21 protein-coding genes are annotated in these 24,009 nt (G+C 52.9%); 8 read left to right on the top strand and 13 right to left on the bottom strand.

Features of this window, described 5'->3' with window-relative positions; genetic code table 11:
* Nucleotides 1–47: 47 nt before the first annotated feature.
* Nucleotides 48–941 (bottom strand): LysR family transcriptional regulator, encoded by an 894-nt coding sequence (locus tag C813_RS44260; RefSeq protein ID WP_017459483.1) that lies wholly within the window; start codon nucleotides 939–941, stop codon nucleotides 48–50.
* Between the two features lie 100 nt (nucleotides 942–1,041).
* Here C813_RS44260 and C813_RS44255 point away from each other — a divergent pair, with 100 nt between their 5' ends.
* On the top strand, nucleotides 1,042–1,452 hold the full coding sequence (locus C813_RS44255) for a CidA/LrgA family protein (RefSeq protein WP_017459484.1): 411 nt from the start codon (nucleotides 1,042–1,044) through the stop codon (nucleotides 1,450–1,452).
* Complete coding sequence (locus C813_RS44250) at nucleotides 1,445–2,134, top strand: LrgB family protein (RefSeq protein WP_017459485.1); 690 nt, start codon at nucleotides 1,445–1,447, stop codon at nucleotides 2,132–2,134. The genes C813_RS44255 and C813_RS44250 overlap by 8 nt, the downstream gene beginning before the upstream one ends.
* A 30-nt stretch (nucleotides 2,135–2,164) precedes the next feature.
* Here the strand turns inward: C813_RS44250 and C813_RS44245 are convergent, their stop codons facing one another.
* The 4 genes from C813_RS44245 to acs all read right to left on the bottom strand — a co-directional run bounded on the left by C813_RS44245 (nucleotide 2,165) and on the right by acs (nucleotide 7,779).
* Nucleotides 2,165–3,460, bottom strand: coding sequence for a Gfo/Idh/MocA family protein (locus C813_RS44245; protein WP_017459486.1), 1,296 nt, complete (start codon nucleotides 3,458–3,460; stop codon nucleotides 2,165–2,167).
* 152 nt (nucleotides 3,461–3,612) lie between these two features.
* A complete protein-coding gene (gene actP, locus C813_RS44240; protein WP_017459487.1) occupies nucleotides 3,613–5,262 on the bottom strand; it encodes a cation/acetate symporter ActP in 1,650 nt (549 codons plus the stop codon).
* Nucleotides 5,259–5,573, bottom strand: coding sequence for a DUF485 domain-containing protein (locus C813_RS44235; RefSeq protein WP_025263759.1), 315 nt, complete (start codon nucleotides 5,571–5,573; stop codon nucleotides 5,259–5,261). The genes actP and C813_RS44235 overlap by 4 nt, the downstream gene beginning before the upstream one ends.
* A 247-nt stretch (nucleotides 5,574–5,820) precedes the next feature.
* Entirely contained in the window at nucleotides 5,821–7,779 is a 1,959-nt protein-coding gene (gene acs, locus C813_RS44230) for an acetate--CoA ligase (protein ID WP_017459490.1), read from the bottom strand.
* A 684-nt stretch (nucleotides 7,780–8,463) separates the two neighbouring features.
* Between acs and gltP the strand changes: the two genes are divergently transcribed.
* Complete coding sequence (gene gltP / locus C813_RS44225; protein WP_017459491.1) at nucleotides 8,464–9,777, top strand: glutamate/aspartate:proton symporter GltP; 1,314 nt, start codon at nucleotides 8,464–8,466, stop codon at nucleotides 9,775–9,777.
* 76 nt (nucleotides 9,778–9,853) lie between these two features.
* On the opposite strand, the gene C813_RS47620 is transcribed toward gltP, so the two are convergent.
* From C813_RS47620 to C813_RS44210, 3 genes are all read right to left on the bottom strand, one after another.
* Nucleotides 9,854–11,113, bottom strand: coding sequence for a hypothetical protein (locus tag C813_RS47620; RefSeq protein WP_231942987.1), 1,260 nt, complete (start codon nucleotides 11,111–11,113; stop codon nucleotides 9,854–9,856).
* Nucleotides 11,114–11,539: 426 nt separating this feature from the next.
* Entirely contained in the window at nucleotides 11,540–12,802 is a 1,263-nt protein-coding gene (locus C813_RS46645; protein WP_071908208.1) for a hypothetical protein, read from the bottom strand.
* A 342-nt stretch (nucleotides 12,803–13,144) separates the two neighbouring features.
* Complete coding sequence (locus tag C813_RS44210) at nucleotides 13,145–13,852, bottom strand: ArsR/SmtB family transcription factor (protein WP_139164776.1); 708 nt, start codon at nucleotides 13,850–13,852, stop codon at nucleotides 13,145–13,147.
* A gap of 85 nt (nucleotides 13,853–13,937) precedes the next feature.
* On the opposite strand from C813_RS44210, the gene C813_RS44205 reads away from it, so the two are divergent.
* The 4 genes from C813_RS44205 to C813_RS44190 are packed head-to-tail and all read left to right on the top strand — an operon-like array spanning nucleotide 13,938 to nucleotide 17,232.
* Nucleotides 13,938–14,918: a sulfite exporter TauE/SafE family protein gene (locus C813_RS44205; protein WP_238593043.1), complete on the top strand. Its 981-nt coding sequence runs from the start codon at nucleotides 13,938–13,940 to the stop codon at nucleotides 14,916–14,918.
* 11 nt (nucleotides 14,919–14,929) lie between these two features.
* Nucleotides 14,930–15,808: a DMT family transporter gene (locus C813_RS44200; protein WP_017459496.1), complete on the top strand. Its 879-nt coding sequence runs from the start codon at nucleotides 14,930–14,932 to the stop codon at nucleotides 15,806–15,808.
* A 1-nt stretch (nucleotide 15,809) separates the two neighbouring features.
* Nucleotides 15,810–16,520, top strand: coding sequence for a methyltransferase domain-containing protein (locus tag C813_RS44195; protein ID WP_017459497.1), 711 nt, complete (start codon nucleotides 15,810–15,812; stop codon nucleotides 16,518–16,520).
* Nucleotides 16,498–17,232, top strand: a complete 735-nt coding sequence (locus tag C813_RS44190; protein WP_017459498.1) for a class I SAM-dependent methyltransferase — start codon at nucleotides 16,498–16,500, stop codon at nucleotides 17,230–17,232. Before C813_RS44195 ends, C813_RS44190 begins: the two co-directional genes overlap by 23 nt.
* 37 nt (nucleotides 17,233–17,269) lie before the next feature.
* Here C813_RS44190 and fdhF read toward each other — a convergent pair whose 3' ends face one another.
* A complete protein-coding gene (gene fdhF, locus C813_RS44185; protein WP_083200648.1) occupies nucleotides 17,270–19,417 on the bottom strand; it encodes a formate dehydrogenase subunit alpha in 2,148 nt (715 codons plus the stop codon).
* A gap of 256 nt (nucleotides 19,418–19,673) precedes the next feature.
* Here fdhF and C813_RS44175 point away from each other — a divergent pair, with 256 nt between their 5' ends.
* Nucleotides 19,674–20,405 carry a response regulator gene (locus tag C813_RS44175; RefSeq protein ID WP_017459499.1) on the top strand — a complete coding sequence of 244 codons (732 nt, stop codon included), beginning with the start codon at nucleotides 19,674–19,676 and terminating at the stop codon, nucleotides 20,403–20,405.
* 45 nt (nucleotides 20,406–20,450) lie between these two features.
* On the opposite strand, the gene C813_RS44170 is transcribed toward C813_RS44175, so the two are convergent.
* Genes C813_RS44170 through C813_RS44155 form a run of 4 tightly spaced genes read right to left on the bottom strand, consistent with a single transcriptional unit; the run spans nucleotide 20,451 to nucleotide 24,006 of the window.
* Complete coding sequence (locus C813_RS44170; protein ID WP_017459500.1) at nucleotides 20,451–21,455, bottom strand: carbohydrate kinase family protein; 1,005 nt, start codon at nucleotides 21,453–21,455, stop codon at nucleotides 20,451–20,453.
* The gene (locus tag C813_RS44165) at nucleotides 21,455–22,315 is read right to left on the bottom strand and encodes a ketose 1,6-bisphosphate aldolase (protein WP_017459501.1); all 861 of its coding nucleotides are present in this window, start codon (nucleotides 22,313–22,315) and stop codon (nucleotides 21,455–21,457) included. The genes C813_RS44170 and C813_RS44165 overlap by 1 nt, the downstream gene beginning before the upstream one ends.
* An 11-nt stretch (nucleotides 22,316–22,326) precedes the next feature.
* Nucleotides 22,327–23,013: a D-lyxose/D-mannose isomerase gene (locus C813_RS44160; protein ID WP_017459502.1), complete on the bottom strand. Its 687-nt coding sequence runs from the start codon at nucleotides 23,011–23,013 to the stop codon at nucleotides 22,327–22,329.
* Nucleotides 23,014–23,064: 51 nt separating this feature from the next.
* Complete coding sequence (locus C813_RS44155; protein WP_017459503.1) at nucleotides 23,065–24,006, bottom strand: ABC transporter substrate-binding protein; 942 nt, start codon at nucleotides 24,004–24,006, stop codon at nucleotides 23,065–23,067.
* Between the last annotated feature and the right edge of the window lie 3 nt (nucleotides 24,007–24,009).

Here is a 24,009-nt window from a genome sequence, read left to right as displayed (position 1 = left end):
CCCTGCGCCGGGCAGCCGTTTATGCGCTGCCCGGCCAGTTAACCTTGCTACTCGCTTTTCTCATCCAGCCAGAACCCTTTACAACATTGCAGCCACGCCTGCGCACTACGGGAAAGATAAACGCCTTCGCGCCAAATCATTCCTAACTCCCAGCGCAGGTCGCTCTGCAGCGGGATCCAGCGCAGCGTAGTTTTATCCAGCCGCTGGCAGACCGGCTCCGGCAGAATGGCAATGCCTACGCCCGCTTGTACCATGGCGGCGAGAAAATCCCACTGGCCGCTGCGCACGGCGATACGCGGCTTTACGCCATGCTGTTGAAACAGCAGCATGAGCTGGCGGCTTAAGGCGAAATCTTCGTTGTAGATCAGTAGCGGATGTTCGGCGAGCTCTTCTGGCGTGACGACTTCGCGCGCAAGCCAACTGCCGGAACGCGGCACCAGCACGCACATTGCATGGCTGAACAGCGGCAGGGTAGCCAGGCCACTCTCTTCTTCAACCGGCAGCGCGGTCATCGCCACATCCAGTTCACCGTTGCTCACAGCTTGCTGTACGGTCAGACCGCCAAACTCGGCAATTTTAAGCTCCACGCCGGGGTAGCGCTGGCTGAAGAGGTTAATTGGCCCGGCCATCAGCATGCCGACCATTGGCGGAATGCCGAGGCGCAAAACACCTTTGTTCAGGTGGTTGATGTCGCCAAGTTCGGTTTCTAACTGGCGAAACTCCGCGAGGATCGCGATGCCGCGCTCATACACCACACGGCCGGTATCGGTGAGTAACAGTTTGCGCCCGTCGCGGATAAGCAGTGTGCAGTTCAACTCATCTTCGAGGTTTTTTAGCATTTTGCTGATGGTCGGTTGCGTCACAAACAGGCGCTCCGCCGCGCGGGTGAAACTTTGCTGGCGTACCACCTCCACAAAATAGCGCAGCGTTCTGATATCCATAATTATTCCTTAGAACTATGTATGCGATGAGTTTAATTCATTTCAGTAGCGCATTGGGGCTCTCTATACTGGCTGCCTGCTTATTTGATGGAAAATCGTTATGGACGTGGCGTTAAGCCGTGTTACGCCTGCCCTTGTGCGTCGTTTTCAGGTTCCGGTTCAGGTGTTGCTTTATGCCGGGCTGTTTATCTTTGCGCAATACCTGGTGCAATGGCTGCATTTGCCGCTTCCCGCCAATCTGGTGGGCATGATACTGCTGCTGGGGTTAATACTCTGCCGGGTGATCCCGCTTAGTTGGGTGCGCGCCGGTGCGCATTGGCTGCTGGCGGAAATGCTGCTGTTCTTTGTGCCTGCGGTGGTCGCCGTGGTCAATTACGCGCAACTGCTGATGGTAGAAGGCTGGCGCATTTTTATGGTGATCGGGTTGAGCACGCTGTTGGTGCTCGGTGCCACCGCCTGGGTGGTGGACAAAGTCTACCGCTTTGAACTCAGCAGGCTGAAAAATGAGTGATTTCGCCTTGAGCCTGCTGTGCCTGGCGATGACGCTGGTGTGTTATTTCCTCAATAAACGTCTCTACCGCCGTTTTCGAAAATTGCCACTGATGCCACTGGTATTCACGCCATTGCTGTTGGTGTTAATGCTGGTGTTCGGTCATATCTCCTGGCAGGACTACATCGGGGAATCCCACTGGCTGATGTGGCTGTTGGGGCCCGCGACCATCGCCTTCGCCGTGCCGGTGTATGACAACCTGGCGATTATTCGCCGTCACTGGATGTCGCTTTCGGCGGGCGTGATCACCGCTTCTGTAGTGGCGGTGACCAGCTCGGTTTGGCTGGCGCGCCTGTTTACGCTGCCGGATGAGATCCAGCGCAGCCTCGCGGTGCGTTCAATCACCACGCCTTTTGCGCTGGCGGCCGCCGGGCCGATTGGTGGTCAGCCGGATCTGGTGGCGCTGTTTGTAGTGGTCACTGGCGTATTTGGCATGGCGGTTGGCGATGTGCTGTTTCTGCGCTTATCGATTCGCGAAGGCGTGGCGAAAGGCGCAGGTTTTGGCGCGGCCTCGCACGGCGCAGGCACAGCGCGTTCTTATGAGCTTGGTCAGCAGGAGGGTGTAGTTGCAAGCCTGGTGATGATGCTTTCTGGCGTGTTGATGGTGCTGGCAGCGCCTTTGATCGCCCGCGTGATGTTTTAGCTCCCCGCCACGCAACGGGGAGCCGGAAGGTCACTGCTTTTTCAGCCTTGCAACCAGTTCGAACTCGTTAAAGTTAACCGGGCGTTGCTGCTGCATTGAAATATTCCCGGCAATACCGGTCAGGATCGACATCGCGCCTGCGCGGTGATCGGCGGCGCGTTTCAGCGGGTCATTGCCCGGTGTACCAAACAAGTCCGCCAGCATGGCGTTATCGCCGCCGCCGTGGCCACCTTCGCCAAGGGTAAAGTCAGCTTTCCACGGTTCGGCAAACATCGGAAACACGGTAATGTCGCAGGATTCCAGGCTGCCTTCACTGGCGCGCTCGCCGCCGGCGTTGACGTAGGATTTCTCGACGATTTTCATCTCCAGCCGCCCCTGGCTGCCGTTAAATACCACGTTCAATCCTTCCCACGGCAAGTAGGTGTTGAGTGAATAACTCAACTGGCACTGGTTCTGGTATTTCACCAGCACCGACAACGTATCTTCAATGGTAATGCCGTCGCTGAATACGCTCTGGTCGCGCCAGTAGTTATCTTCATGTTCCGCGTCGAGATAGAGCGCTGTTAACTGCGGATTGTCGGCCATATGGAGGGCAAACGGATCATCGTCAGCGGCGGCATAGCCATGTGTTCGCGGGTAAAACTGCGTGACACCACGTTTTTCGGCGTTCTCTTTGCCATAAAAACGCAGCCCGCCTTCGGCATACACCCGCTGCGGGTAGCTGTTGAGCCAGAAGTTCATCAGATCAAAATGGTGCGTCGATTTATGCACCAGCAGCCCGCCGCTGTTGCGCTTTTCCCGGTGCCAGCGGCGGAAATAATCGGCGCCGTGTTCGGTGTTCAGCAGCCATTCGAAATGCACCGAATAAACGTCGCCGATGGTGTTGTTCATCAGCAATTCGCGCACTTTACTGTGGTGCGGTGCATAGCGGTAATTAAACGCCACGCGCACCGTTTTCCCGGTCTGTTCAATGGCATCGAGAATGCGTAGCGCGCGCTGTTCGTCAATGGTCATCGGCTTTTCAGTGATCACATCGCAGCCTGCGTGTAACGCGCGCACAATGTAGTCGTCATGGGTTCTGTCCATGGTGGTGACGATAACAACGTCTGGACGGGTTTCGCGGATCATCGCTTCAAACTGCGCTGCTTTCCACGTGGAAACGGGCTGCGCGTCTTCGTTTTGTAACAGCTGGTTGGCGTAATCCATGCGCGTCTGGTTGCTGTCGCAAAACGCCACCATACGGGCATTCTCTTTCCACTGCCCGCCAATGGCGGAAATATACAGCCCGGCGCGTCCGCCGGTTCCCACTAAAGCATATTTTTTCATCACACCCTCTTAAGTCATAAATGAATTAACGTGCTGATGTATTAAAAACATTGTTTCAATAAGCTAAGGGTACTGTAGCGCGCTGGCATAAGAGGGGTAGAGAAAAGGCGGGAAAGTGTGATCCCCGGCCATTACTGACCGGGGTAAAAAGATTAATGAGCGCGGCCCTGCTCGATACCGATCCCGGTTTGCGAACGGATAAACTGCGCACGGAACTGCTCACGCTCCAGTTTGCCAGCTTCGGTGTTATCGGTGGCGGAGAAGATCCAGATGCCGATAAACGCCACGGCGATAGAGAACAGCGCCGGGTACTCATACGGGAACACCGGTGCGGCGTGACCGAGGATCTGCACCCAAATTGTCGGGCCGAGGATCATCAGGACAACCGCCGTCAACAGGCCCAGCCAGCCGCCGATCATCGCACCGCGCGTGGTCAGCTTCGACCAGTACATCGAGAGCAGAATGATCGGGAAGTTACAGCTGGCGGCAATCGAGAAGGCCAGCCCGACCATAAAGGCGATGTTCTGTTTTTCGAACAGGATGCCAAGCAGAATGGCGACAACCCCCAGCACCAGCACGGTGATTTTCGACACTTTCAGCTCCTGGCGTTCGGTCGCGCCTTTGCGGAACACGTTAGCGTAGAGATCGTGAGAAACCGCAGAGGCACCCGCCAGCGTTAACCCGGCGACCACCGCCAGAATGGTGGCGAACGCCACAGCGGAGATAAAGCCTAAGAACAGGTTGCCACCGACAGCGTCAGCCAAATGCACCGCCGCCATATTGTTACCGCCAATCAGCGCGCCCGCCGCGTCTTTAAACGCCGGGTTTGCGCCCACCAGCATGATGGCGCCGAAACCGATGATAAAGGTCAGAATGTAGAAATAACCCATAAACCCGGTGGCGTAGAACACGCTTTTACGCGCTTCACGCGCATCGCTGACGGTGAAGAAACGCATCAGAATATGCGGTAAACCGGCGGTGCCGAACATCAACCCAAGCCCGAGTGAAAGGGCGGAGATCGGGTCTTTCACCAGCCCGCCAGGGCTCATGATTGCCGCGCCTTTCGGGTGGACCGCCATCGCTTCGGTGAACAGGTTGTTGAAGCTGAAGCCGACGTGTTTCATTACCATAAAGGCCATAAAACTCGCGCCGAACAGCAGCAACACCGCTTTGATGATTTGTACCCAGGTGGTGGCAAGCATGCCGCCGAACAGCACATACAGCACCATCAGCACGCCAACCAGCACCACGGCGACGTGGTAATTCAGGCCAAACAGCAGCTCAATCAATTTGCCTGCGCCAACCATCTGCGCAATCAAATACAGCGCGACAACCACCAGCGAACCGCAGGCGGAAAGAGTGCGGATTGGGCCTTGTTTCAGGCGATAAGAGGCCACATCGGCAAAGGTATAACGCCCCAGGTTACGCAAGCGTTCGGCGATCAAAAACAGAATGATCGGCCAGCCAACCAGGAAGCCGAGCGAGTAGATCAGGCCATCGTAGCCGGAGGTGTACACCAGCGCGGAAATCCCCAGGAACGAGGCTGCTGACATAAAGTCACCGGCTATTGCCAGCCCGTTCTGAAAACCGGTGATATTGCCGCCGGCGGTGTAGTAATCGCTGCGCGAACGCACCCGTTTGGATGCCCAGTACGTGATGTACAACGTCAGCGCGACGAAAATGACGAACATAATGATCGCCTGCCAGTTAGTCGGCTGGCGTTGTACCTCGCCGGTGATGGCATCGGCGGCGTGAGCCGTAAAAGGAAGTGTGGCGGCCAGCGCCGTCAGGACTCTCTTCATGATGCTTTTACCTCGCTCAGAACCGCTTTGGTCAGACGATCAAACTCGCCGTTTGCCCGCCAGACGTACACGCCGGTCAGCACAAACGAAATCACAATCACACCAATGCCAATCGGAATGCCGCGCGTAACATTGGTGCCTTCATGCAATGGCGTACCGAGCCAGTGTGGGGCGAACGCTATCAGCAAAATAAAGCCGACGTAGATAATCAGCATGATGATGGAAAGCATAAAGGCAAACCGTTGCCGTCTTTCGACTAACTCCCTGAAATGCGCACTGTTTTCTATCTGTTGATAAATGTTATTCATCACAGAATTCTCCAGAGGTCTCCCCGTTGTCTTGCGCGCTGCCGCTCAGTTGGCCGCACGCGCCCGCCCCAGTCACATCGTTATCGTTGCGCCTGGGATATGCGCGTTTGCCGCTTTCCTGCAACACGAAATCCATTAGGAATTGTAGGGTGAGGTGGTTGTTTCCTCTCCTTGGAAGGAGAGCGTTATGGTTGCGTTTGCCGCCGGATAAGACGCTTTCGCGCCACTATCCGGCGGAGTTTTACGATTATTACGATGGCATGGTAATGGCCTGCTTCTCTTCGAGCAGTTTTTCCACTACGCCAGGATCGGCGAGCGTTGAGGTATCGCCGAGATTGCTGGTATCGCCAGCGGCGATTTTGCGCAGAATACGGCGCATGATTTTGCCGGAGCGGGTTTTCGGCAGCGAGTCTGTCCAGTGCAGCACGTCCGGCGTCGCCAGCGGGCCAATCTCTTTACGCACCCAGTTACGCACTTCGGTGTACAGCTCTGGCGACGGCTCTTCACCGTGGTTGAGCGTGACGTAAGCGTAAATGGCCTGGCCTTTAATGTTGTGCGGAATGCCCACCACCGCCGCTTCGGCGATTTTCGGGTGCGACACCAGCGCCGATTCGATTTCAGCTGTCCCCAGACGGTGGCCGGAGACGTTCAGTACGTCATCCACGCGACCGGTGATCCAGTAGTAACCATCTTCGTCACGACGCGCGCCGTCGCCGCTGAAGTACATGTTTTTGAAGGTGGAGAAATAGGTCTGCTCAAAGCGATCATGATCGCCAAACAGCGTACGCGCCTGGCCCGGCCAGGAGTCGGTGATCACCAGGTTGCCCTCGGTCGCGCCATCAAGCGCGTTACCTTCGTTATCCACCAGTGCAGGCTGCACGCCGAAGAACGGGCGCGTGGCGGAACCGGCTTTCAACTGGGTAGCACCAGGTAGCGGGGTGATCATAAAGCCGCCGGTTTCCGTCTGCCACCAGGTGTCCATGACCGGGCATTTACCGTTACCGATTTTTGACCAGTACCACTCCCAGGCTTCCGGGTTAATCGGCTCGCCCACGGAGCCGAGGATCCGCAGCGAAGCACGGCTGGTGCCGTCAATCGCTTTATCCCCTTCGGCCATCAGCGCGCGGATGGCGGTTGGCGCGGTATAGAGGATATTCACATTATGTTTGTCCACCACCTGGCTCATGCGCGCCGGGGTCGGCCAGTTCGGCACCCCTTCAAACATCAGCGTGATGGCACCGCAGGCCAGCGGCCCGTACAGCAGGTAGCTGTGTCCGGTAACCCAACCGACGTCGGCAGTACACCAGTAGACATCGCCCGGATGGTAATCGAAGACATATTTAAAGGTTGACGCGGCATAGACCAGGTAACCGCCAGTGGTGTGCAGCACGCCTTTCGGTTTCCCGGTGGAACCGGAGGTATAAAGGATAAACAGCGGATCTTCTGCGCCCACTTCAACAGGCTGGTGCTGGTCGCTGGCCTTGTCGGTCAGCTCGTTCCACCACAGATCGCGCCCTTCGTGCCAGTCGATATTGCCGCCGGTACGTTTGAACACCACGACATGCTCGACGCTGCTGACGTTCGGGTTTTTCAGCGCGTCATCGACATTTTTCTTCAGCGGGATATTGCGCCCTGCACGCACACCTTCATCGGCGGTGATCACCAGCCGCGAGCTGGAGTCAATAATGCGCCCGGCGACCGCTTCCGGCGAGAAACCACCGAAAATGACCGAATGCACCGCGCCAATACGCGCACAGGCGAGCATTGCCACAGCGGCTTCCGGCACCATCGGCATATAGATGGCGACGACATCGCCTTTCTTAATACCGAGCGACACCAGCACATTGGCGAAGCGGCAGACATCGCGGTGCAGTTCACGGTAGGTGATGAGTTTGCTCTGGCTTGCGTCATCACCTTCCCAAATAATGGCTGTTTGATCGCCGCGTTCGGCGAGGTGGCGGTCGAGGCAGTTGGCCGCCAGGTTCAGCGTGCCGTCTTCATACCATTTAATAGAAATATTGCCTGGCGCGAAGGAGGTGTTTTTCACCTTCTTATAAGGCTTGATCCAGTCGAGGATTTTGCCTTGCTCGCCCCAGAATGTGTCAGGGTCAGTTACCGATTGCTGGTATTTGGCCTCATACTGCTCCGGATTTATCAGGCAACGTCCCGCAATATTGGCGGGAATATCGTGTTTATGTATTTGGCTCATGGCGATTGCTCTCCTTGTAAGATGTTAATAATATGTCACAAGAACGTTAATTGTAGGGCCTTTGCCAGCTTTGTTTACTATTTGCGCGATAGATCACGCATTAGATGAATTGTGCAAAAAGCGAACAAAATAAATGTGCTGGTGCGCGAAAGAACGCAAAAAGGTGGAGCGGAAAGAAAGGCGCTTCATAACAGCAAGTTATGGAATGTGGCAGTTCGATTACGCTTACTATCGGCGTAAAAATGCAGACTGATGCAAGTCTATGAAAATGCACCACTCGATTATTAGCCTGATAATGGTTGGTGCTGTGTATTATTCACTGCCTTAATCACGAAAGGCAGACGAAATTTCGGTAAAGATTGGTCGGGATGGCATTTTTAATGATTAAAAAATGCGCAAATGAACAAATTATGCGTAATAATTTCTAATGGTAAATATTGGATTTAGGAGTAGTGAAAAGTTTTTCATAACAAAGAGTTATTTGTCATAACTGAAATAAAAGACGGTTTTTGAGTAAAAATTCAGTCAAACCCCCTCCCGGTATAGGGTTGCGCGTTACACCCTGCAAATGATACTGATAATGCGCGTTAAAAAACCCCGCAATACTGTGCGACGCTAATCATACCCTTTCAGTATGGGTCGTTCCGGACCTGGAATGGCGCTTCATTGAGGATGTCTGTAGTTATGAAAAACATGAAAATCAGCCTGGCCTGGCAGATTCTGCTAGCCCTTGTGCTGGGTATTCTTTTGGGTAGTTATCTGCACTACCACAGCGACAGCCGTGAATGGCTGATTGCGAATCTTCTGTCTCCGGCGGGCGATATCTTTATTCATTTGATCAAAATGATTGTCGTGCCGATTGTTATCTCGACGCTGATTGTCGGCATTGCAGGCGTTGGCGATGCGAAACAGCTTGGCCGTATTGGCGCGAAGACCATCATCTATTTCGAAGTGATCACTACGGTGGCGATTATTCTCGGCATCACGCTGGCGAATGTGTTCCAGCCGGGCGCGGGCATTGATATGTCGCAACTGGCGACGGTGGATATTTCGAAATACCAAAGCACCACCGCGGATGTGCAAAGCCACGCCCACGGCCTGATGGGGACGATTTTATCGTTGGTGCCGACCAATATCATCGCGTCGATGGCGAAGGGCGATATGCTACCGATCATCTTCTTCTCGGTGCTGTTTGGCCTGGGACTCTCTTCCCTGCCAGCCTCGCACCGCGAGCCGCTGGTCACCGTGTTCCGCTCTATTTCCGAAACCATGTTTAAAGTCACCCATATGGTGATGCGCTATGCGCCGGTCGGCGTGTTTGCGCTGATCTCTGTAACGGTGGCGAACTTTGGTTTCGCTTCGCTGTGGCCGCTGGCAAAGCTGGTTATCCTGGTCTATTTCGCTATTCTGTTCTTTGCGCTGGTGGTGCTGGGGATTGTGGCGCGCGTGTGCGGCCTGAGCATCTGGATTTTGATCCGCATCCTGAAAGATGAGCTGATTCTGGCGTACTCCACCGCCAGTTCGGAAAGTGTGCTGCCGCGCATTATCGAGAAGATGGAAGCCTATGGCGCGCCGGCGTCGATCACCAGTTTTGTGGTGCCGACCGGTTACTCCTTTAACCTTGATGGTTCGACGCTGTACCAGAGCATTGCGGCCATCTTTATTGCGCAGCTGTATGGCATTGACCTGTCGCTATGGCAGGAAATCATCCTCGTGCTGACGCTGATGGTGACCTCAAAAGGTATCGCCGGTGTGCCGGGCGTCTCCTTTGTGGTACTGCTGGCAACGCTGGGTAGCGTCGGTATTCCGCTGGAAGGCCTGGCGTTTATCGCCGGCGTTGACCGTATCCTCGATATGGCGCGTACGGCGCTGAACGTGGTGGGCAATGCGCTGGCGGTGCTGGTGATTGCCAAGTGGGAACACAAGTTTGACCGCAAAAAAGCGCGTGCTTATGAACGCGAGATGTTGGGCAAATTCGATAAAACGGCTGATCAGTAATCTTCTCAATCCCTCCGCCATGGAGGGATTTTTTTCAAAGGCGGGCTTGCCCGCCTTTGATATTTATCACGCCGCGTTAATTAATATCCTGATCGAAAATCACGGTTACTCCACCACGATATGTATCCGGGCGGGTGCTTAACATGGTATCGACATCACGTTGCGTGACAAAAAAATCAATGCTGCCTTTTTGGTTCGGAGCATAAGATTTGGTGGTGAATATGTTCTGCGCTGCGTCTTTCCCGACGTTCAGATGTCGCTTAACTACCGCCGCGCCCGTGGCGTTATCCACGATATTTGATGGCAGGTTCAGCGATGCGCTGACGGGCACTTGTAGCGAAGAGTTATCACTTTGTAAGGCGCAATCCTGGCCAATCTGACCGGTCGCGCAGGCCAGGTAAACGGTGAAGTTGCCGGTGCTGGTGATACCGAAATTACTCCTTCCTGTGAGCTGCGGTGTGACGCGGCTGACCATCCAGCGTTCCCAGTTTTCTTCGCCTTCCTGTGCTGTGCAGACCTGGTTCGGTTTACAGGGTTGCAAGGCCACCTGTTTGTCGTCTGCGGTGGTGGTGATGCTAAAATCATGTTTTACGGTTAAGCGGAAGTTAAAATCAAGACTGGAATCGTTGGCTTCAAAGACGTTACCAAAGTCAAGATCCCCCCCCCGGCCGACATTAAAATGCAATGTTCCGGTGTAATCGCCGGACGTCAATAATTGCGGACTGGCATTTTTTAATTCGTAGAGAATGCTTATATTACTTAACACATAAGGTTCGTCCTTTAAATCTACGACCGGCAACTTATAGCAGGCTGCATCGCTTAACGGCCATTTCCACATAAATGTATAGTCTTTAGGCAACGATGAGCTAAAGCCGGAAGAGATACACGGGCTGGGGGCGTAAGCAAACGAACCACCGACCCAGGCATCATTGTGTTGCACCGTAGTCCAGTCATTGTGTGTCCCATATGAGGCGGCGAAGCCGGCCACTCTGAAGTGGACGGTAGTGACTTTTCCTTCGGCGTTTGTCACTCTCACATCGCGTCCCAGACCCGGAAGCTTTATATAGACGCCATCCTGTGGCGTGGCATTTGCCAGAATCAATTCGTGCATTAATGAGACCCACATACTGAGCCTGACACTAAATAAATTGTTATCAATACAGAATTGTGAATGGTTTACGCAAAACCCGCTCTGCGATGTGGTGTTGAGAAAGACATTGCCATTGGCGGAAGAGTACTCCTGGCTAATATCGTGTCTTTCACTATAGGAGTAAAAACTCACAGCACATAAAAATAGAGAGGAAAATAAAGCTACTATTCTGGCGGCACGCATCATTGCTGTCTCACTTTAATCCTTTATTGCCACCCTGTTTGTGAGCAAAAAAGAGAGTATCCCGATGGGAAAATCGCGGTGAAAAATAATTCTGATAAATATTGCTAATATAGCGACGAGGGTAACATTTCGGTGATGAATAATAATAGGGTGATTACCCAACAATACTGTCGGCTTTTATGATGAATGAAAATGGGAAATAAGTTTTTGTGGCATTTATCAGTGAGTAGATTGCCTTTCTGTTTTGCTTTTTTTTTCATTGAGCGATATCGGAAGTGCATCTTTCACCGGGAACGACGCCGGTGATAGGCAGGGTAAATAGTGTGTTACACAAGGTGCAGGTTTATGAGGAAAAAAGTGGCGAAAACAGGCGAGCAGTGAGTTTTTCAATCCCTCCTGCACGGAGGGATTGTTATATCAGACTCGCCGCTAACTTATGTCCAGGTCAAAAATCACGGTGACGCCACCGCGCCAGGTATCCGGACGGGTGGTGAGCATGGTCTCAACATCATGCTGCGCAACCAGGAAGTCGATACTGCCTTTTTGGTTCGAACCAGAAGATTGGGTGGTAAAAATGTTCTGCGTCGGATCTTTTCCGGCGTTCAGATGCTGCTTAACAACGGTCGCGCCCGTGGTGCTATCCACAATATTTACGGGCAGATTGATAAAGGCACCGAATGGCACCAATTGCCCGGTGTTATCACTTTGCAATGCGCAGTCCTGACCAATTTGCCCGTTTGCGCAGGCCAGATAAACAGTGAAGTTGCCGGTGCTGGTGATGCCGAAATTGCTCCGGCCTGTGAGTGGCGGCGTAATGTGGCTGATCATCCAGCGCTCCCAGTTTGCTTCACCTTCTTGTGGCGTACAGATCTTATTCAGCTTGCAGGGCTGCAAGGCCACCTGGTGGTCGTCTGCGGTGGTGGTGATGCTAAAATCATGTTTTATCGTCAGGCGAAAGTTAATATCGATATTGGGATCGGTTGGGATAAACAGATCGCCAAAATCAACGTCTCCGCCAGGGCCGACGGTAAAATGCAGGGTGCCGGTGTAATCTCCGGAAGCCAGTTGCAGCGGGCTGGCGTTAGTGAGCTCATAGATAAAGCTCAAATATCTTATATTGTATGGGTCGTCCTTCAAATCTATGGTCGGAAGCTTATAGCAGGGTACATCACTGACCGGCCATTTCCACATAAACTTAAACCCCCATTGAGACCAGGCAGGAGCTACGCCGGAAGTGATGCAGGGGCTGGGTGCGTATTCAAACGATCCCCCTTGCCAGTTATTAACGTGGTCAGGTACGCTCCACTCGGAATGAGTCAAATAGGAAGCCGCAAAACCTGCCACCCTGAAAGCAAGTTCGGTACTTTGCCCTGCGGTGTTAAAAAGTTTCACCGTCCGCCAGTTACCCGGCATTTTATAGAACATACTTTCCCGTGGCGGAGAATTTGCCATAAGTTTGTCTTGCATTAATGGCGCATACAGAGTGAGGGCGACGCTGACAGCATCGTTATCGGTACAGTACTGTGGATATTCCGTGCAAAAGCCGCTTTGCGGCGTGGTATTAATAAATATATTGCCAGTGACTGATGAGTATTCCTGGCTGATATTCAGTGTTTCGCCATAAGAGAAAACACTTACTGTAAATAAAAATAGAGAAAAAAATAAAACTACTATTCTGGCGACTCGCATCATTGCTGTCTCACTTTAATCCTTTATTGCCGCCATGATTCACGGCACAAATAATTTATGAACTAATTTTGGAAATACAGGCGGGTAAAAATAGTGGTAAAACAGATATATATCAAATTGAGCATAGCATTAATACCGAAAACAATAACATGTTGAAAAGACGCCACTCTTGCGCTTAATTCCGGCGAATGAAGAGAAGGCTCTAACCAGATGGCGAGCATTCATCACGAATTCACTCAGTATTGTAGAGAACGTATTCATGGTTTGTGAAAGTAAGGTTCGCCAGAGCGTGACGATAACCCCGTATATAAAATGGTGCATCCTGATCAGACCGGCTGTGCGCTGTTAATCATCTACGCCGACAATACCCAGCGTCTGTTGCAAAAATGCTTTGCCTGCGGGCGTAACCAGCAACACACGCGGCTCATGCGCTTTAATAAGAAACCGCTTCTCAAGCAGCGCCGCGAAGAGTCGGGTGCCCAATTCACCCGATAAGTGATAACACTGCTCGCTCCAGTCCATACAGCTTATTGCCAGTTCCCGGCGCGATCCGGCGTGCACGTTATCGATATCTATCCCCAGTTGCGTAGCGAACCAGTCTCGTCCCTTCGGGGTGACGGTGAGATGTCCGTCTGTGACAACAAGCATGTTTGTTTGTAAAAAATGCTCATAGATAGCGACGCCGATATGCCCGGCAACATGGTCGTAGCAGGTTCTGGCATAACATATTTTCTTAAACCCGCTGGGTTTTAACCGCTGCTGAAAATCGTCATCGGCATAGGTTGCCACCATCATCGATTCAATGGCCTGGGCAATCAGCGCGTTATAGAGCCGGTAATAACGGTTGCGTCCCACTTTATCGAAGGCAACTACCCGGCAGTAGGTTAATTTCGCCAAATGATTGCTAGCGGATTGCGCCGAAAGCCCGGCAACACGCGCTAATTCCGATGCGGTAAGCCGGTTATTATCCATCAACGCGCAGAGCATTCTTGCCCGGCTGGCATCGGCTAACAGACAAGCCAGTCGGCTGAAATTAGGAAGTTGTTCTGTCATCACGTTCATAGTTCATTAAAGAATTAAACATTTATCTGTTTGTTCGTAAAGAATACCGCAATTCAGAACAGACAAGGCAGTCATAATGTTCTTACAACGACCTTTATATAAGGATGCGCTTCATCTTTTCAGATTTTTTTGTTTAATTCTCTGGTTATTATTGACGGTATATATTACTGGCTTCGCTGGAATAGCTGAGAATTATATTTTAAGTTTCGCCATGATGGCGGGGGCGTTTGTCGGAAGTGCGACGCCAGTGGGTGGCGGTGTGGTGGCATTTCCGGTACTGACGTTCATCAAACAGATCCCGGCCAAAGAGGCCGCCGTTTTTTGCCTGGCAATGCAATCGTTTGGCATGTCGGCGTCTTCTTTAGCGATTTTTACCCACAAGCTACCGGTCGATAAATTTCTGATAACCTGGTGTGTAATAACCAGTTTTTTAGGTTATTTGCTGGCGCTTTTTTATATTCCTAATCCCTTTTCATCCGCAGGATTAAAAGTTTTTTTCTCCTCTTTCTGGCTCGCTTTTGGCGCGGCGATTTTCCTTGTCCGAAGAAAACAAACCATTAGGCGAACCGTAGCACTTACCCGCGTGAACGGCTGGCGATTGCTGTTATTTATCGCTATTTGCTTCGCCGGTGGGATTGTCACGTCATGGATCGGTAATGGTATTGATGTGGTCTTTTTTTGTGTGTTGATTCTAATGTTTTCCCGCACCGAATCCGTAGCAACACCTTCTGCGGTCATTGTGATGGCGTTGATATCACTGCTGGCGACGGTTTTAAATATCAGTGCCGGTAACGTTAATATGCAGACCTTAACATATCTGAGTGCAACGATTCCGGTGGTCATTATCTTTGCACCTTTAGGTATTCTCTTTTCTGTTCGGCATGGGGATGCATTTATCCGAAAACTTCTGCTGGCGCTGGTCATAATTCAATATCTGTTTACCGCCGTGGCTTTTTTCAGGCAGCTGGATTATCTGCTTCTCTCGATGCTCGTTATTGCTCTTTCATTCATTTTATTGTTTGCCATTGGCTGTATTGATAAAAGGAAAGCAGTGTGACCACAAGAAATATGAACTTTCTAATAAAAGTTGTTATTGCGACCCTCTGTATGGGGTCGTCTTTTCCAACCGGGAAATATTTAATCTCTTATGAAAATATGCCGCCGTTTTTAATGGGCGGCTGGCGGTTTATGGCGGCCGGGCTTTTTATGCTATTAATTCCGGTTTTTACCCGTGGCATTCAGGCTATCATTCCGACCAGTGGAGGGTCGGTTGCGAAGGGATTGCTTTTAACCGCGGTCGTCGGCGCGTTACAGACGACGGGGACAATGGGCTTTCTCAACCTGGCGCTGGAGAGCGTTACCTCATCCATGTCTTCTATTATTCTGTTTACCAACCCGCTGTGGCTCGCGGTATTAGCGCATTATCTGCTGCACGATAAATTAAATAAGCGAAAAATCATCTCATTGATTATTGGCGTCGCGGGGGTGATTGTTTGTCTGGGGCTTGAGAGTGTCAAAGGTGGAACCGGTTTATTTTATGCATTTTTAGGATCGCTATGCTGGGCGGTTTGTACGGTCGTGAGTAAGCGATTTGTTTTTGATAAAGATAGCTGGGTGTTTACCGGCTGGCAGCTTTTTCTCGGTGCGCTGTTTATGTTGATCATCGCCTGGATAAGACATGAGAAATATGATATCGGCGATTTACAAACCTGGGGCTGGGTATGGTTTATTTGGCTTATTTTACCGGCCAGCGTCGGCTCGTTCGGTTTGTGGTTTTCAGCACTACGGCAGGGCGGCGCAACGCTTGCCAGCGGCTTTCTGTTTCTGGTTCCTCTCTTTTCAACGATCTTTTCTATTTTCACGTTGCATGATGGTCTCTCCATCCAGCTTATTATCGGCGGATGCCTGATTGTCCTTTCACTCTTTCTTCTTAATCGGGAGTATTAACATGGAAGTGGGTAACAGTATTTCAATATCAACCGGGCAACAATGGTCTTTTGATAATGATGTCGCCAGCCATTTTGATGAACATGTGCAAATGTCGGTGCCGGTTTATCATGAGGGGCATGAACTTATTGGTTTTTTAAGTGATTTTTTTATTAAAGACGGTTCAGTGTTTTATGAAATAGGTTGCTCCACCGGCGCACTGATTCATAAAATTTATACCCGTCATAGTCAAAAAGCAGCGACACGGTTTATTGGCGTTGAACCGGTTCAGAATATGATCGCGCAGGCGAAAAAAAGAACCGGCAGTTTACCCATTGAATATCTGCATACCACCATTGAAAATATCGATATGGAAGCGTGCGACTTTATTGCCTCTTATTACTGCTTGCAGTTTATCCCATTGACTAAGCGCATAATGGCTTATGAAAAATTATATGATGCATTAATTCCGGGTGGCGCGTTAATTCTTTTTGAAAAAGAGGTTGTTGACGACTCGAAAATAAATGAAATGATCGAGTCTTGTTATCTTAAATTCAAGCTGTCGCGAGGGTTTTCTGTTGAAGAAATTCTCGCTAAAAAATTTAGCCTCGAAGGAGTGATGCGGCCCTGTACCGAACGAGAAAACAGAAAGATTCTTGCGGAAGTCGGGTTTAAACAAATTGCCACGATCATGAAATACGGTGAATTCCATGGATATCTTTGCATCAAATAAGCACAGCCAACAAAATAAAAGCAAATGGGAAGAGTTACATAAAAAATCGGCGGATGAACGTGTGCGCACCACACCCAGTTACGCCATAAAACGAATCTACGAAAGTCTGGAATATATTCAAACTCACTCTACCACCGTCAACACGCTGGAAATTGGCTGTGGTTTTGCCCGTAACCTTCATTACCTTATTACGCATGGCTTTTCTGATAATTACGTCGGTATTGATCAAACTGATATCGCTATCAGTAAATCAAAGGAATTGCTGAGCGATTATCAACAAAAAGGCATTGTACAACTTATTAAGGCCAACGCTGCGGGCGAGTTACCCTTTCCGGATGCTCACTTCGATTGCATTTTCGATATTATGTCCGCTATTACTTTTATTCCCGATGAAGCGGTACGAGTGGCGTATTTCAACAACGTGGTAAGACTCCTGAAACCGGGCGGCGCTTACTTCTTCCTTGCAGTCAGTAGTCAGGCGGTGTTTAACGATAAAGTCGTCGATGCAACGCTGGATGAACCGGGTCTGTTTAAACGTAAATTCGACAACATGATTGAAAAAGCCTATTCGGCAGATGAGCTGAAATGCTATCTGGCGGGGCTGTCTGTTTGCTGTCTGGATGTGGTTTCCGAACATACTCGCGCTTTTGGCGATGAAAAGTTCGAACGAGAAAATGGCTTCTGGTTTGGCTGTTTTACCAAAGCGATCTGAAAAAAATGCGGGGTGGTGAACACCCCGCATTAACCGCTTAACCCATTGCGCTTTCGCGCAGGCGAGTCTTCAGTTTGTTGTACTCATCTGTCACATACTGCTCGGCGGCGCGCTGATCGGCTATCGGCTCCACACGCACGGCGCAGTATTTGTACTCCGGCGTTTTGGTTATCGGGCTGAGGTTTTCCGTCACCAGCTCGTTACAGGCACCAATCCACCACTGGTAGGTCATATACACCGCGCCTTTATTCGGACGCTCGCTGACCTGCGCACGCGTGATGATTTTGCCTTTGCGCGAGTTCACCCACACCAGCGCTTCATCTTCAATGCCCAGCCTTGCGGCGTCGGCCGTGTTGATTTGCGCATAACCCGGTTCATCCGCCAGCGCGGCGAGCGCGGCGCAGTTACCGGTCATTGAACGGCAGGAGTAGTGACCCACTTCACGCACGGTGGAAAGCACCATCGGATATTCCTCGTTGAGTTTATCCATTGGCGCGACCCAGTCGCAGGTGAAGAACTTCGCCAGCCCATTCGGCGTATCGAATTTTTCTTTAAACAGATACGACGTGCCTTGATCGGCATCCGATGTGTCACGACACGGCCACTGAATGTAGCCCAACTCACCCATTTTTTCGTAGGTGGCGCCGTAGAAGTCCGGGCACAGATGACGCAACTCATCCCAGATTTCCTGCGTGCTGTTGTAATGCATCGGATAACCCATCCGGGTGGCGATCTCGCTGATGATTTGCCAGTCCGTTTTCAGATCCCACTTCGGTTCCACCGCTTTAAAGAAGCGCTGGAAGCCGCGATCCGCTGCGGTATAAACACCTTCGTGCTCACCCCAGGAGGTCGACGGCAGGATGACGTCCGCCGCGGCTGCGGTTTTGGTCATGAAAATGTCTTGCACAATCACCAGTTCCAGCCCTTCAAACGCCTTACGTACCGCTGAAAGCTCGGCATCTGTTTGAAGCGGATCTTCGCCCATGATATAAGCGGCGCGGACTTCGCCGTGCTCAACGCGGTGCGGCAGCTCGCTAATGCGATAACCCGTGTGCGCGGGCAGGCTGTCGACGCCCCAGGCTTTGGCGAATTTCTCGCGGTGCGCATCCTCTTTCACGTACTGGTAACCAGGGTAGGTATCCGGTAACGCGCCCATATCGCAGGCACCCTGTACGTTGTTCTGACCACGCACCGGGTTCACGCCAACGTGTGCTTTGCCGAGGTTGCCCGTCAGCATCGCGAGGCTGGTCAGCGAACGCACGGTTTCCACACCTTGGTAGAACTGGGTCACGCCCATGCCCCACAGAATGGCGGCGGTTTTCGCACCGGCATACATGCGGGCGGCCTGGCGGATCTCCTGGGCCGTGACGCCGGTGATTTCCTCGACCGATTCCGGCGTATAGCCTTCAACGATTTTCCGGTACTCTTCAAACCCTTCGGTACGATTGGCGACAAACGCTTCGTCGTACAGATTTTCCTCAATAATGACATGCCCCATCGCGTTGAGCAGGGCGATGTTCGACCCGTTTTTCAAGGCAACGTGCATATCAGCAATGCGCGCCGTTTCGATTTTGCGCGGATCGCAGACGATGATTTTCGCCCCGTTTTGTTTCGCGCGAATCACATGATTAGCGACGATCGGGTGAGAATCCGCCGGGTTGTAACCAAAGATAAACACTAAGTCCGTGTTATCAATTTCATTAATGGCATTACTCATCGCGCCATTACCGACCGACTGGTGCAGACCTGCAACCGATGGGCCGTGTCAGACGCGAGCGCAGCAGTCGACGTTATTGGTACCAATAACGGCGCGCGCGAATTTTTGCATTATGTAGTTGGTTTCATTACCCGTACCGCGGGAAGAGCCGGTGGTCTGGATCGCGTCCGGACCGTACTTCTCTTTAATGGCGCTCAGACGACTGGCGACATAATCGAGCGCTTCATCCCAGGATACCGACTCCAGTTTGCCGCCGCGCTGGCGACGGATCATCGGGGTTTTCAGGCGAGGCGTCAGGATCTGGGTATCGTTAATAAAATCCCAGCCGTAGTAACCTTTCAGGCAGAGCGTGCCCTGATTGGTCTTGCCCTGCGCTGCCTCCGCCCGAACGATTTTGCCGTTATCGACCACCAGGTGAATCTTGCAACCTGAGGCGCAATACGGGCAAACCGTGACGACTTTTTTCATCACTTTCGCTCCAGTTAAGAATATCGCCCCCGATTATGCATCTTCTATGCCACAGTGTTGCTGGGGGTATTCACTGATATTACGGCGGATATTTGGTCAAAATACTGACGAAACGCAGGTCATCGTCAAAAGTGACGTGTCGAAAGGCGAGGGGATGTGACCCCGGTTAAAAATCCGGCATTTAGTCGCTGCATTTATCAATCGCAGCCAACAGAATGAGCCAGAATGAGCAAACGAAGCCTGGCGGAAGCGGACAATGAAACCTGCGATTCTGGTTGTAGATGACGATACGGCGGTGTGTTCACTGCTGGAAGATGTGCTCAACGAGCACGTCTTTACGGTCTACGCCTGCCATAACGGGCGCGATGCGGTAAACCTCTGTGCGCGGCATGCGGATATCGCGCTGGTGCTGTTGGATATGATGTTGCCGGATATCAACGGCTTGCAAGTGTTACAGCAGTTACAAAAACTGCGCCCGTCGCTGCCAGTGGTGATGCTGACCGGGCTGGGTAGCGAATCGGATGTGGTGGTTGGCCTGGAAATGGGTGCCGATGACTACATTGGCAAGCCGTTCAACGCGCGTGTGCTGGTCGCGCGCGTCAAAGCCGTATTGCGACGTACCGGCGTGCTGGCGGCGGAAGCCACCGCCATAAAAACGCCGGGGTTTGTCTTTAACGGCTGGCATCTCGATCCTGAGCGCTGTGAGCTGTTTAACCCGCAGCAACAGAGCGTGGCATTGACGCAAGGGGAGTACAGTTTATTGCTGGCGCTGGTGCAAAACGCGCGTCGGGTACTGAATCGCGAACAGTTGCTGGAGCTGACGCACAGCGAAAGCGTCGATGTGTTTGACCGCACCATTGACGTGTTAATTATGCGCCTGCGCCGCAAAATCGAAACCAATCCTCACCAACCCGCATTGATCAAAACGTTGCGCGGGCTTGGCTACGTGTTTGCCGCAGACGTGTCTCACGGCGATAAAGCCGCGTAACGCTTGTTTATCGCCGCAAGAGACATCCGGGCGCGTGGTCTCGTCTCACGCCGGGGTGCCTAACTCAAGCAGGAGCGCATCCAGCGTTTTCGCCCCGTCAATAGCATTGGCACACAGCAGGCTGGCGCGGGCGCAGGCATGCGCCAGCAAAATGCTTTTTTGCAGTGGCCAGCTTTCGTGGCAGCCATATAAAAAACCGGCACAGAAGGCATCTCCCGCCCCCACGCTGCCGATAATTTCGGCCTGGTTCAGCATCCGCGAAGGCACCCAGCTGCCCGCTTCGCCGGGCGCTTCGCCCCAGGCGCCTTCCGGGCAGTGGATCACCACCCGCTGTTTGACGCCCGCCGCCAGCAGTTTTGCCGCCGCAAGGGCGATATTGTCGATATGCGGTTCGTCGTCGGCAGTGCGCATTGCCAGTCCGCTGAATTCGCCCGCTTCCAGTTCGTTGATCACCAGGTAATCGAGATGCGGCAAGCAGGGGAGCACCAGCGGCTGATAGCGTGGATCGCCTTTGCGCGACACTAAATCCAGCGAGGTTTCAAAACCCTGTTCGCGCATTTGCGCCAGCAGGCGCGCGCTACGGGTACCAAATTCTTCATCTGCTTTATCAAGGCTGTCGAGCAGCAGCAAATAGCCGAGATGGAAAATCTTCATGCTGCTATCCAGCCCGTCAAAGGCCGACAAATCCAGCAGACGGTTCGCACCCGGCGAGTGGAAAAAGGTGCGCTGGCCGGAAGGGTCGGTCATCACCTGCGACATCGACGTCGGTGCAGATGTGGTGCGCTGCACATGCTGGCGGTTGACGTGGTACTGCTCCAGCATCGCCAGAATATAATCGCCGTCGCTGTCTTCGCCCACCAGCCCGACCGCCTGTAGCGGCAGGCCAACGTGCATTTTCGCCAGCGTTAGCAATACATTCAGCGGCGCACCGCCGGTGGAACGCTCGCTGTGGGTGATTTCTGCCAGCCAGCCGCGCTCCGGCCACTGCACAATCTGGTGGACATGATCGACCAGCATATTTCCGGCGGCGATAACCCCTTTACGTTCCATCACAGTTGCCCCGCGCTGCCAAAGATGCGCATCTGCCCGGCGACGGTATCGGTAATGGCTTCTTCAACACTGAGCAATAGCTGCGCGAACTCATCGTACAACGGCTGGCGGTTGCCCATGCGCTGCTCAATGGCACCCAGCGCGGCTTGCGACATGCCGGTGTAGAAATTGATCTTATGAATGCCGAGCGAGATGGCGCGGCGGAAATCTTCATCGCTGATGCCGGAACCGCCGTGCAACACCAGCGGCAGACCGGTTTGCTGGCGAATGGCGTCCAGACGTTCGAAATCGAGTTTCGGTTCGCCTTTGTACTTACCGTGCGCATTACCAATGGCGACCGCCAGCGTATCGATGCCGGTGCGATCCACAAAATCCCGCGCCAGCGCCGGGTCGGTGAAAAAGGCTTCATCGGCGTGGCCGTACAACGCACCGCCTTCATCGCCGCCGACCGCGCCCAGTTCGGCTTCAACGGACACGCCCACGGCGTGGCACATCTTCACCACTTCCCGCGTCTGGCGAATATTCTCTTCGTACTCCAGCGTCGAGCCATCGAACATCACCGAACTAAAGCCGAGCCGCAAGGCACGCACTACCGACTCAAAATGTAGGCCGTGGTCAAGATTTAACACCACCGGAATGTCACTGCGGGCGGCCTCGAATTTCACCGCTTCGACCAGCGAGTCCAGCGAGATGTACTTAAAATGCACTTCGGCGATATTGATGATAAACGGCGATCGCTCCTGCTTCGCGGCGGCGAACAAGGCGCGTAAAAAGTGAGAGTCGAGCACGTTGAACGCGCCCAGGGCGTAGTGATGTTCGCGGGCGTGGGCCAGGCCTTCGGCAAGAGAAATCAGCGGCATAGCAAACTCCTTTAGCTCAGAAACAGATGATACTCGTTGCACAGCACCAGCAGCGCCGGTTCGTCTTCCAGAACGTTGTTGTAGCGATCCATGGTGTTCAGGAAGTGGTTGTCATGTTCGTCATCGTTTACCGACGACACTTCCCCGACCAGCACATCGCCGAAGCCGGGTTCGCCCCAGAAGCTGTGATACAGCCCCGGTGGCAGGCAAATACTTTCCCCTGGTGAGAGGCGCAGCTGGCTGCCCGCCGCGTGTGTCTGAATGCAGCCATCAATGACCACGGTAACGTCGGTGTTGAGCGTTTCGTCATTCGCTCCGGCGTTCCACAGTTCAATAATTAAATTACCGCCGCCGCGATTAATGATGTCCTCGCGCTTGCGCCAGTGAAAATGCATCGGTGTCACCTGCGCGTCGCGCACATGCATGATCTTTTCCGCATAACATTTTTCATAGGGCGCGCCGTTGGGCGAGCCGTTGCGCAGCGTAAACAGCGTCAGTCCCTGGGCGTAGAAGTTCTCGCTGCCGAAGGCGGTGACATCCCAGCCTAATTTCAGATCGAACACTTCGCGCCAGGCCTCTCTGTCCAGTTGTTGCCATTTGGTCGGTTGAAAACTGGCAAACGGAGGCAGATGCACATCGTGCATCGAGAAGAACTGTCGTGTATGGCCGAGAATCTCATTAATGGCGGAGCGTTTCATGGTATCCCCTGTGTTGGCGTTCCCTCTCCCTTGCGGGAGAGGGATAAACCGTTATTTCACCGTCCAGCCTTTGTAACTGCCGACATTCTGTTTATCGATCATGGTCACCGGGATCAGCACCGGCGCTTTCGGCGCGGGTTTGCCTTGCAGGATGTCATAGCCAATTTCCACCGCGCGGGCGGCCATCACTTGTGGATCTTGCGCCGGGGTGGCGACAAACAGCGAGTTCTTACGTTTCAGCGCCTCTTCACCGTCCGGGCTGCCGTCGACGCCAACGATAAAGAACTCGTTGCGTTGCGCCTGTTTAGCGGCCAGATCGGCACCGATCGCCGTCGGATCGTTAATCGCAAATACGCCGTCGATTTTCGGGTTAGCGGCAAGCAGTGAGGTCATCACTTCCAGCCCGCCTTCACGGCTGCCTTTGGCGTTCTGGTTATCGGAAAGCACCTTGATGTCCGGGTGGCGTTTAAACTCGGTCTGACAACCTTCGACACGGTTCTGCACGGCGGATACCGGTGGCCCGTTGATGATCACCACATTGCCTTTGCCTTTCAGGCGATCGGTGATGTATTTACACGCCATTTCCCCCGCCTGAGTGTTATCGGAGGTGATGGTGGCGTCAGCGCCTTCGGCCGCCACGTCAACCGCCACGACGACGATCCCGGCGTCTTTCGCCCGTTTCACCGCCGGGCCGATACCTTTGGAATCCGCGGCGTTGAGGATGATCATGTCGACTTTGGCGGCGATAAAGTTATCGATTTGCGCCACTTGCTGACCCAGATCGTAGCCGCTGGAAACCAGCGTGACTTTGACTTTATCGCCCGCCAGTTTGCGCGCTTCCAGCTCCGCGCCTTTGGTGATTTGCACGAAGAAGGGGTTCGCCAGATCGCCCACCGTCACGCCGATGGACTTCAGTTCTTTGGCCTGCGCGAACGGGGCGCTGGCCAGCAGAGCACCCGCGCAGAGCGCAGTGACAAGAGGTTTAAGACGCATGCT

The sequence above is a fragment of the Kosakonia sacchari SP1 genome (assembly GCF_000300455.3).
Classification (GTDB): Bacteria; Pseudomonadota; Gammaproteobacteria; order Enterobacterales; family Enterobacteriaceae; genus Kosakonia; species Kosakonia sacchari.
The sequence above is the reverse complement of the archived record's forward strand: the minus strand, read 5'-3'. Positions and strand labels throughout refer to the sequence as shown.

What these genes read in the sequence shown, in the direction of transcription:
- C813_RS44260 (WP_017459483.1), bottom strand. Translation starts at nt 941, where the DNA reads ATGGATATCAGAACGCTGCGCTATTTTGTGGAGGTGGTACGCCAGCAA.
- C813_RS44255 (WP_017459484.1), top strand. Translation starts at nt 1,042, where the DNA reads ATGGACGTGGCGTTAAGCCGTGTTACGCCTGCCCTTGTGCGTCGTTTT.
- C813_RS44250 (WP_017459485.1), top strand. Translation starts at nt 1,445, where the DNA reads ATGAGTGATTTCGCCTTGAGCCTGCTGTGCCTGGCGATGACGCTGGTG.
- C813_RS44245 (WP_017459486.1), bottom strand. Translation starts at nt 3,460, where the DNA reads ATGAAAAAATATGCTTTAGTGGGAACCGGCGGACGCGCCGGGCTGTAT.
- actP (WP_017459487.1), bottom strand. Translation starts at nt 5,262, where the DNA reads ATGAAGAGAGTCCTGACGGCGCTGGCCGCCACACTTCCTTTTACGGCT.
- acs (WP_017459490.1), bottom strand. Translation starts at nt 7,779, where the DNA reads ATGAGCCAAATACATAAACACGATATTCCCGCCAATATTGCGGGACGT.
- gltP (WP_017459491.1), top strand. Translation starts at nt 8,464, where the DNA reads ATGAAAAACATGAAAATCAGCCTGGCCTGGCAGATTCTGCTAGCCCTT.
- C813_RS47620 (WP_231942987.1), bottom strand. Translation starts at nt 11,113, where the DNA reads ATGATGCGTGCCGCCAGAATAGTAGCTTTATTTTCCTCTCTATTTTTA.
- C813_RS46645 (WP_071908208.1), bottom strand. Translation starts at nt 12,802, where the DNA reads ATGATGCGAGTCGCCAGAATAGTAGTTTTATTTTTTTCTCTATTTTTA.
- C813_RS44210 (WP_139164776.1), bottom strand. Translation starts at nt 13,852, where the DNA reads ATGACAGAACAACTTCCTAATTTCAGCCGACTGGCTTGTCTGTTAGCC.
- C813_RS44205 (WP_238593043.1), top strand. Translation starts at nt 13,938, where the DNA reads ATGTTCTTACAACGACCTTTATATAAGGATGCGCTTCATCTTTTCAGA.
- C813_RS44200 (WP_017459496.1), top strand. Translation starts at nt 14,930, where the DNA reads ATGAACTTTCTAATAAAAGTTGTTATTGCGACCCTCTGTATGGGGTCG.
- C813_RS44195 (WP_017459497.1), top strand. Translation starts at nt 15,810, where the DNA reads ATGGAAGTGGGTAACAGTATTTCAATATCAACCGGGCAACAATGGTCT.
- C813_RS44190 (WP_017459498.1), top strand. Translation starts at nt 16,498, where the DNA reads ATGGATATCTTTGCATCAAATAAGCACAGCCAACAAAATAAAAGCAAA.
- C813_RS44175 (WP_017459499.1), top strand. Translation starts at nt 19,674, where the DNA reads ATGAAACCTGCGATTCTGGTTGTAGATGACGATACGGCGGTGTGTTCA.
- C813_RS44170 (WP_017459500.1), bottom strand. Translation starts at nt 21,455, where the DNA reads ATGGAACGTAAAGGGGTTATCGCCGCCGGAAATATGCTGGTCGATCAT.
- C813_RS44165 (WP_017459501.1), bottom strand. Translation starts at nt 22,315, where the DNA reads ATGCCGCTGATTTCTCTTGCCGAAGGCCTGGCCCACGCCCGCGAACAT.
- C813_RS44160 (WP_017459502.1), bottom strand. Translation starts at nt 23,013, where the DNA reads ATGAAACGCTCCGCCATTAATGAGATTCTCGGCCATACACGACAGTTC.
- C813_RS44155 (WP_017459503.1), bottom strand. Translation starts at nt 24,006, where the DNA reads ATGCGTCTTAAACCTCTTGTCACTGCGCTCTGCGCGGGTGCTCTGCTG.